The sequence below is a fragment of the Kitasatospora sp. NPDC005856 genome, assembly GCF_040629945.1.
Classification (GTDB): Bacteria; Actinomycetota; Actinomycetes; order Streptomycetales; family Streptomycetaceae; genus Kitasatospora.
In genome coordinates, this window is record NZ_JBEXWT010000075.1 from 37,254 (window position 1) to 44,838 (window position 7,585).

The 7,585-nt window shown below is 71.7% G+C and carries 5 protein-coding genes; 1 reads left to right on the top strand and 4 read right to left on the bottom strand.

The window, feature by feature from the left end:
• Nucleotides 1–495: 495 nt before the first annotated feature.
• The 4 genes from ABZ449_RS32220 to ABZ449_RS32235 form a co-directional block, all read right to left on the bottom strand.
• Complete coding sequence (locus ABZ449_RS32220; protein ID WP_360353230.1) at nt 496–3,021, bottom strand: sugar phosphate nucleotidyltransferase; 2,526 nt, start codon at nt 3,019–3,021, stop codon at nt 496–498.
• A 77-nt stretch (nt 3,022–3,098) separates the two neighbouring features.
• Nucleotides 3,099–3,521 (bottom strand): nuclear transport factor 2 family protein, encoded by a 423-nt coding sequence (locus ABZ449_RS32225; RefSeq protein WP_360353232.1) that lies wholly within the window; start codon nt 3,519–3,521, stop codon nt 3,099–3,101.
• Nucleotides 3,522–3,551: 30 nt separating this feature from the next.
• Complete coding sequence (locus ABZ449_RS32230) at nt 3,552–4,997, bottom strand: ankyrin repeat domain-containing protein (RefSeq protein ID WP_360353234.1); 1,446 nt, start codon at nt 4,995–4,997, stop codon at nt 3,552–3,554.
• 20 nt (nt 4,998–5,017) lie between these two features.
• On the bottom strand, nt 5,018–5,335 hold the full coding sequence (locus ABZ449_RS32235) for a putative quinol monooxygenase (protein ID WP_360353236.1): 318 nt from the start codon (nt 5,333–5,335) through the stop codon (nt 5,018–5,020).
• Nucleotides 5,336–5,652: 317 nt separating this feature from the next.
• Here ABZ449_RS32235 and mdlC point away from each other — a divergent pair, with 317 nt between their 5' ends.
• Complete coding sequence (gene mdlC, locus ABZ449_RS32240; RefSeq protein ID WP_360353237.1) at nt 5,653–7,305, top strand: benzoylformate decarboxylase; 1,653 nt, start codon at nt 5,653–5,655, stop codon at nt 7,303–7,305.
• The last annotated feature ends 280 nt before the right edge of the window (nt 7,306–7,585 follow it).

The window sequence follows — 7,585 nt, forward strand, 5'->3', positions numbered from 1 at the left end:
CCGACTTCTCTGACTCCAAATCGGCTTTGGTTCGACGGCTTCGGAGAGGCGGAGCTTTGCCGGCTGGGGCGAACACTGGCCCGGTGTGCGCGACACGTAGCGCGAAGACATCGCGAGTTCGAACCGGCTCAGCTCGTAGCAGGTGCTGGAGGGGCAGGAAGCGGCAGCCACCGTCCTCGTCGGTTTGCGAGGAACGCGGCGAGCGTCAAGGTGCCGCCCAGGATGGCCCAGAGGCCGAACCAGGAGTTTGGCGCGACGCCCGCCCCGACGCGGATCCCGCTCCGGCGGCAGCGACTCGATCACCGCCCACTGAGCATCCGTCAACGACGAGGCATGGACCGGCTTGCACGAACACGCACATGGCGGTGATCTTCGCGGTCGAGACGCCCGCGAAGATCACCGCCCAACGTCACACCACGCAGTTGATCAATGACACAACACTTCCTCAGCCCGGCGGCACCGGTCGCCGGCCGATGTGCTCCGGGCCCGCCCGGTTCATCCGAGAGCGCCGGGGAACCCGCCGCCCTCCAGGTGGTCGCGCCAGACGGCGAGCAGGCTCCGGGTGGTGGACCGGTCGGCGCTCTCCGCCCAGAGGTGGGCGGTCGCGCGGGCGGGGTCGGGCAGGACGTGCACCCAGTCGCCGTTGGTCATTGTGGCGTGGACACCCTCGACGGCCCCGCTGGTGTCGACCAGGTAGCCGTGGCGGCCCGCGAAGTCGAGGGCGCGGCGCATCACCGCGCCCTTCGCCGCCGCGGGGACGGCGATCGGCACGTGCTGGACGTGCGGGACGGGGATGCCCGCGACGAGCTCGTGCAGCGGCCCGGTGGTCCGGGCGAGCAGCACCGCGAACCGGGCCAGCGCGGCGACGGCGTCGTGGGTGGCGGCGAGCGCGGGCACGGTGAACCCGCCACGGGCGTCGGCGGCCAGCACCGCCCGGTGCTCCCGGACCGCCGTGGCCAGGGCGGCCGCGCCGGCGGCGGTCCGTACGATCCGGGTACCGTGCGGCGCGGCCAGTTGCTCGGCCAGGCGGCTGGCGGTCACCGGCAGCACCACGGTGCCGCCCGGACGCCGCGTCGTGTGGAGGACGAGCAGGGTGAGCAGCGCGTGCTGGTCCTCGACCGGGTGGCCCTGGTCGTCGACCAGGGTGAGCCGCTCGCCCAGCGGGTCGAGCTGCGCGCCGAAGGAGGCTCGCGCCGAGGTGACCGCGTACCCGAGCCGCGTCAGCGCCGTGCGGCGCTGCTCCGGGGTCCGGGTGGGGTGGCCGCGGTCGGGGCCCGGGTTGGTGAGCAGTGCTTCCACGCCGAGCCGGCCGAACAGCTCGGGCAGCAGCTGGGCGGCGCTGCCGTGGCCGGCGTCGACCACGATCCGCAGCCCGACGGGGCCGGTGTGGTCGGTCCCGAGCGCGCCGAGCAGCGCGTCCAGGTAGCTCTGGTGCACCTCGCCGGGGACGGAGATGTCGGTGAACTCGTCCGGGAGCGCCCGGCGGTACTCCTGTCGGGCGAAGGCGCGGTCGAGTCGGCGCTGCGCGGCGTTGGGGAGGTCCGCGCCGTGCTCGTCCAGCAGCAGGATGTCCAGCGCGTCCGGGTCGCCCGGTGTGGTGTGCACGACGAGCCCGCCGGCGGCCTGCCGCGCGGTGTGCCACCGGGCGAGCGGTACCGGCACGTCGTCCAGGTCGTGGACCCGGACGGCGGACGCCTGGAGGGCGGCGGCGACCGCGTGCTTGATGCTCCGCGCCGCCCGTCCGTGGTCGCGTGCGAGCGTGACGACGGCGCCCTTGGGGAGGGTGCCGGCACAGGCGGTGGCCAGTTCGACGGCCAGCTCGGGGGTCAGCTCGACGTTGACCGTCCCGGTGGCGCCGCGAGCGCCGAACAGGCTGGCCCGGGCCTGCGTCTGGCGGATCAGCGACGTGCGCACGGTGGCGCCGGCGGCGATCGTGCGGGAGGGGTGGATCCGGGCCTCGCCGGTGACCGTAGCGCCCCGGCCGACCAGGGAGCCGTCGCCGACCACCGCGCCCTCGGTGATCCGTGCCTCGGCGAGGACGTCGACGTTCCGGCCGATGACGCAGCCGTGCAGGTCGGCCCGGGGGCCGATCCGGGCGCCCTCGTGCAGGACCGCCCGGTGCAGCCGGGCGCCGCGCCCGACCACGGCGCCGGCCCCCACCACGGTGTGTCCGTGCACCCGGGCGCCGGCCTCGACGGTGGCGTGCGCGCCGATGAGCAGCGGGCCGTGCAGTTCCGCGTCCGGGTGGACGCGGGCGCTGGCCGCCACCCGGACGCCCGGGGAGCGTTGGAAACCGTCGAGCTCGACGGTCACCCGCCCCTGCAGCACGTCGACCTGGGCCTGGCGGTAGCTCTCGTGGCCGCCGACGTCCTGCCAGTAGCCCTCGGCCAGGTAACCGTAGACGCCCTTGCCGTCCTCCATCAGCCGTGGGAAGACGTCCGCGGACCAGTCGACCGGGACTCCGGGCTCGATGAGGTCGAGCACCTCCGGCTCCATCACGTATATCCCGGTGTTGACGGTGTCCGAGAAGACCTGGCCCCAGGTGGGCTTCTCCAGGAACCGCTCGATCCGGCCCTCGTCGTCGGTCAGGACGATGCCGAACTCGCGCGGGTCGGGCACCCGGGTGAGGCAGACGGTGACCAGCGCGCCCTTGCGGCGGTGGTAGGCGATCAGGTCGGTGAGGTCGATGTCGGTGAGCGCGTCCCCGGAGATCACCACGAAGGTGTCGTCGGCGAGCTCGGTCTCGGCGTTCTTGACGCTGCCCGCGGTGCCCAGCGGGGTCTCCTCCAGCGCGTACGAGAGGTCGACGCCGAGCTCGTGGCCGTCGCCGAACCGTTCCTCCACCAGTGGGGCGAGGAATTGGACGGTGGCGACCACGCTGGTCAGTCCGTGGCGGCGGAGGAGCCGCAGGATGTGCTCCATGATCGGGCGGTCGGCCACCGGCAGCAGCGGTTTGGGCAGGTTGGAGGTCAACGGGCGCAGGCGGGTGCCCTCACCACCGGCCATGACGACGGCTTTCATCGCGAGGTCCTTTCAACGTCGGGCGGCTCCGCACCGTCCGGGTGGAGGTGCGGAGCCGCAGCGGGGGATGGTTCCGGTCAGGACTGCGGGTAGCTGACCTTGGCGAGGCCGAAGGCGACCCCCGCGACGATCGGGTCGAAGTACTCCCAGTAGGAGCTGATCAGTCCATCGGCGGTGAAGTGGAAGACGGAGATGTAGGAGTTCCGGTAGTCGGCGCCGTCCTGCATGACGCATTCGCCGTCGAAACGGGCGATGACGGTGTCGCCGTCGGTCCACAGTTCGCGGATCGGGAAGCTCAGGCTCTGGAACATCTTCGGCAGTCCCTGCCAGCGCTCCCCGATCACCTGACGGGACGCCAGTCGGGGCGGGAACATGGTGGTGCCGAAGGGGTAGACCTGTTCCGCGTCCTCGGCCCAGAGGCCGGTCCAGGTGTCGATGTCCTTCTCCTCGAGCAGGCGGAGGAAGGTGCGTACGGTCTCGGCGTTCCGGTCGGTGGTCATGGTCTCTCCGGGGCTGGGATCGGGGGGGGGTCAGCCGAGGCGGGTGCGGATCCGCTCGGTGACCCGGTGGCCCTCGCCGAACACCTCGACGGCGAGGTCGAGCGGGGTCTTGCCGTCGTGGCCGACCAGGTGCAGCGCGGCGCCGGCCTCCAGGACGGCGAGCGAGCACTCCTCGTAGCCGTGCCAGATGGCGTCGTGCAGCGGCGTGTAGCCGTTGGTGGCGCCCTGGAAGTCGAGGTCGACGTCGGGCCGGCCGGCGATGATCCGGGTGGACTCGGCGTGGCCGTTGTAGACGGCCTTGTGCAGCGGGACCGCGCCGAAGGTCGGCTCGGTGGCGTTCACGTCGGCCCCGGCGTCCAGCAGCAGCCGGACGATCTCGGTGTGCCCGTCGCGGGCGGCGACCAGCAGCGGGGTGTGCGCGTCGTTGAAGCCGTTGACGATCGGGAACCGCTCGTCCACCTCGGCGCCCTGGGCGAGCAGTCGGCGCACCCGCTCGGTGTCGCCCGCGGTGACGGCGGCCATCAGCAGCTGGTTGGCCGCGAGTTGCTCGTCGCGCCGCTTGCGGGCGCTCAGGTAGCGCTCGGCCAGCAGCAGGTCCTCCTTGCCGACGCTGTTGACGTTGAGCTCGTAGTCGAAGTGCTGCTGGAGCGAGAAGCCGTAGTGCGTGCTGAGGTTGAGGCCGGCGCCGCGCTCGACCAGGAACCTGGCCAGTTCGGGGTGCTTGTACCAGACGGCGTCCATCACGGGGGTGTGACCGGTGGTCGGGGCGACCGCGTCGATGAACGCGCCGGCGTCCAGCAGGGCGCGGGCCACCTCCACACTGCCGCCCTGGCAGGCCTTGTGCAGCGCGGTGGCGCCGGCGCCGCTGTCGGTGTCGTACACGTTGGCGCCCGCGTTCAGCAGCACCCGGAGCGTGGCGAGGTCGCCCCGGCCGGCCGCGATCATCAACGGGGTCAGGCCGCTGGCGGGGTCGCGGTGGTCGACCACGGCACCCTCCCGCAGTAGCTGCCCGACCAGTTCGGGCTCACCGGCCCGGACGGCGGCGACCAGCCGCTGCTCGCGGTCGGCGTTGAACGCGGCGATCTCGCCGTTGGGGTCGAAGTAGACCTTCCAGCTGGTGATCAGGCCGCTGTCGTCGACCACCAGGGTGTGCGCGTCCTCGATCTCGAACTCCTGCCCGGTGCGGACGTGTGCGGCCCGGGTGTAGATGATCGCGACCGCCGTGTCGCCCTCCGCCCGCACGTCGCGCAGCGCGTAGTCGAGCACGGTGGTGGTCTCCGCCCGTACCGCGAAGGCCTGTTCCACGGCGGGGCGGCCGGTGTGTCGGCCGAGATAGGGGATGACCGCGTTCCACCGGTCGAGCGGCAGCTCGAAATCGACGTCGGGGGAGAGGGCCGACAGCGCGGCGGGCAGGTCGCCCTTCTCCAGGTCGGTGAAGTACTTCTCGACCACCTGGCGGGTCTGCTGGGTGCTCATGGGTGTGTCCTCCGGACTTCTCAGCGGGCCAGATCGGGATGGGGGCTCTGCATGCCGAGCACTCGGACGTCGATGTCCTGTCGCAGGTAGGTCATCCGCCCGGCCATGAACTCCCGCATGTGCGGCTGGGCCAGGTGGTTGTCCAGGTCCTGCGCGGTGCGCCAGACTTCGTAGAAGAACAGAAGGTCGCTGTCATCGACGTCCTGGTGCACGTGGTATTCCAGACAGCCTTCCTCCCGCCTTGCCCGCAGGGCGAGGGAGATCAGCAATTCCTTGAGTTCGGCGGCCTGTTCCGGAAGTGCGCGGGCGAACCCGGCCACCGCTACGGGGTTTTCCATGGCTGCGCGTCCTTTCGACTCGTTGTCTGTCGGGAGAACACGTATCGGGGGTCGGAAGCCCGGCCCGGTGACGACTCTAGGTGGGCCGGGGCGGGCGCGGCAGCAGCCGGGAGCGAGCCGGCCGCCAGGTCGTTAAGTTCTCCGACGGCGGTCGGCGAAAATGACGAAGTACCTTCTGCCAAAGCGAGATGACTTGTCGTCAGGTAATGCGTCCGGCAAGCATTCACATCGACCTGCGGCACCGCGGAGCGTGTGCGCAGACCGAATCGTTCCCCCGAAGCTTTCCGATCCGCGACCACACCAGGAGTGTGTTGACCGTGACTCAGGACGGAACCGGCGCCCGGACCGTGCGCGAAGCGACGCTCGATCTGCTGCGCCAGCTGGGCATGACCACGATCTTCAGCAACCCCAGTCACACCGAGATGAAACTCTTCGAGTCCTGGCCGGATGACTTCCGGTTCGTGACCGGCCTCCAGGAGGCCACGGTGGTCGGCATGGCCGACGGCTACGCGCAGGCCACCGGCAAGCCCTCGCTGGTCGTCATCAACGGCGGTCCGGGCCTCGGCAACGCGATGGGCTCGGTCTACACCGCCGCCAGTGCGCACACCCCGATGGTGATCCTGGGCGGCCAGCAGGCCCGCAAGCTGCTGCTGGGCGAGCCCTTCCTCAACGCGGTGGAGGCGCCCTCGCTGCCCCGCCCGTACATCAAGTGGTCGGCCGAGCCGGCCCGCCCGCAGGACGTGCCCGCCCTGCTGGAGAAGGCCTACCACATCGCCCGCCAGGCGCCCGCCGGACCGGTCTTCGTGGCCGTTCCGGAGGACGACTGGGTCCGCCCGGCGAGCCCGACCCCGCTGCGGGTGCGCTCGGTGGAGAGCGCCGTCGTGCCCGACCCGGCGGTGCTCGCCCGGCTGGCCGACGCGCTCGACGCCGCCGACCGTCCGGCGCTGGTGGCCGGCCCCGGGGTCGAGATCGGCGGTGCCCGTACCGACCTGGTCCAGCTGGCGGAGAAGCTCGGCGCGACCGTGTACGGCAGCCCGGTCTGGCCGCGCGGCAGCTTCCCGGAGACCCACCCGCTGTTCGGCGGTGTGCTGGCACCGCTGCCGGAGCTGATCAACCAGCGGCTCCAGGAGCACGACGTGGTCGTGGTCCTCGGCAGCCCGACCTTCACACTCTTCACCACCGCGGACCTGTTCTCCACCGAGCCGGCCCCGCTCGACCAGAGCGACCAGCCCCAACTGCCGGAGGGCACCGCGTTCTTCCACATCACTGACGACCCGCAGGCGGCCGCCTGGTCGATGGCCGAGTCGGCGCTGGTCTGCCCGCCCGCGCAGGCCGTTCGCGACCTCGTCCCGCTGGTCACGCGCCGGGAGTCGCGGCCGGTGCGGCCGAGCCGTCCGGAGGTGGCCGTCCCCGAGGCGTCCGCACCGCTCACCCAGGCCTACCTGTTTCACCTGCTGGCTCAGGAACTCCCGCACGACGCCCAGCTGTTCGAGGAGCTGCCGATCGCCCGGGCGGACTTCCACGAGCAGATCCCGCTCGGCCCCGAGAACGGCTACTTCGCCACTGCCAGTGGCGCGCTCGGCTTCCCGTTCGCGGGCGCGGTCGGCTACGCCGTCGCGCGTCCGGACCAGCGGGCCGTGGTGGTGGTCGGCGAGGGGTCGGCCCAGTACACCCTGCACGCGATGTGGACCGCGGCGCACTACAACCTGCCGGTCACCTTCGTCATCCCGAACAACTCCGGCTACCTGTCGCTGAAGTACTACCTGGACGAGAAGAGCCAGCGGGCCTGGCAGGCCGGTTGGGACCTCAGCGGGGTGGACATGGCACAGCTCGCCCGGGGCTTCGGCTGCCCCGGTGAGCGGATCGAGACCCCGGAGCAGCTCAAGGACGCGCTGAAGCGGGCGTTCAGTACCGAGGGCCCGATGATGCTCGACGTCGTGGTCCAGGACCCGGGTCTGTTCCGGCTCTGATCTTCCGGCCGGACCACGCGGGCGGGTACGTCCGGAGCGAACGCTACGACGTGCCCGCCCGCTTTCGCATGTTCCGGGTGAGACGCTGAACTGCCGCTATTTCCAATGGATGTCACAGAAGTTATTGGACGGCGCGCCGGGTTTCGCGATCCACTGCTCGGGTGGGACCGCCTCCCGGACCGCCTCCCGGACCGCCTCCCGGAGCGGTGCCCGGTGCCCGGTGCCCGGTGCCCGGTGCCCGGCGCGCGGCGCGCGGCGCGCGGGCCGTGGCGGGGAGCGG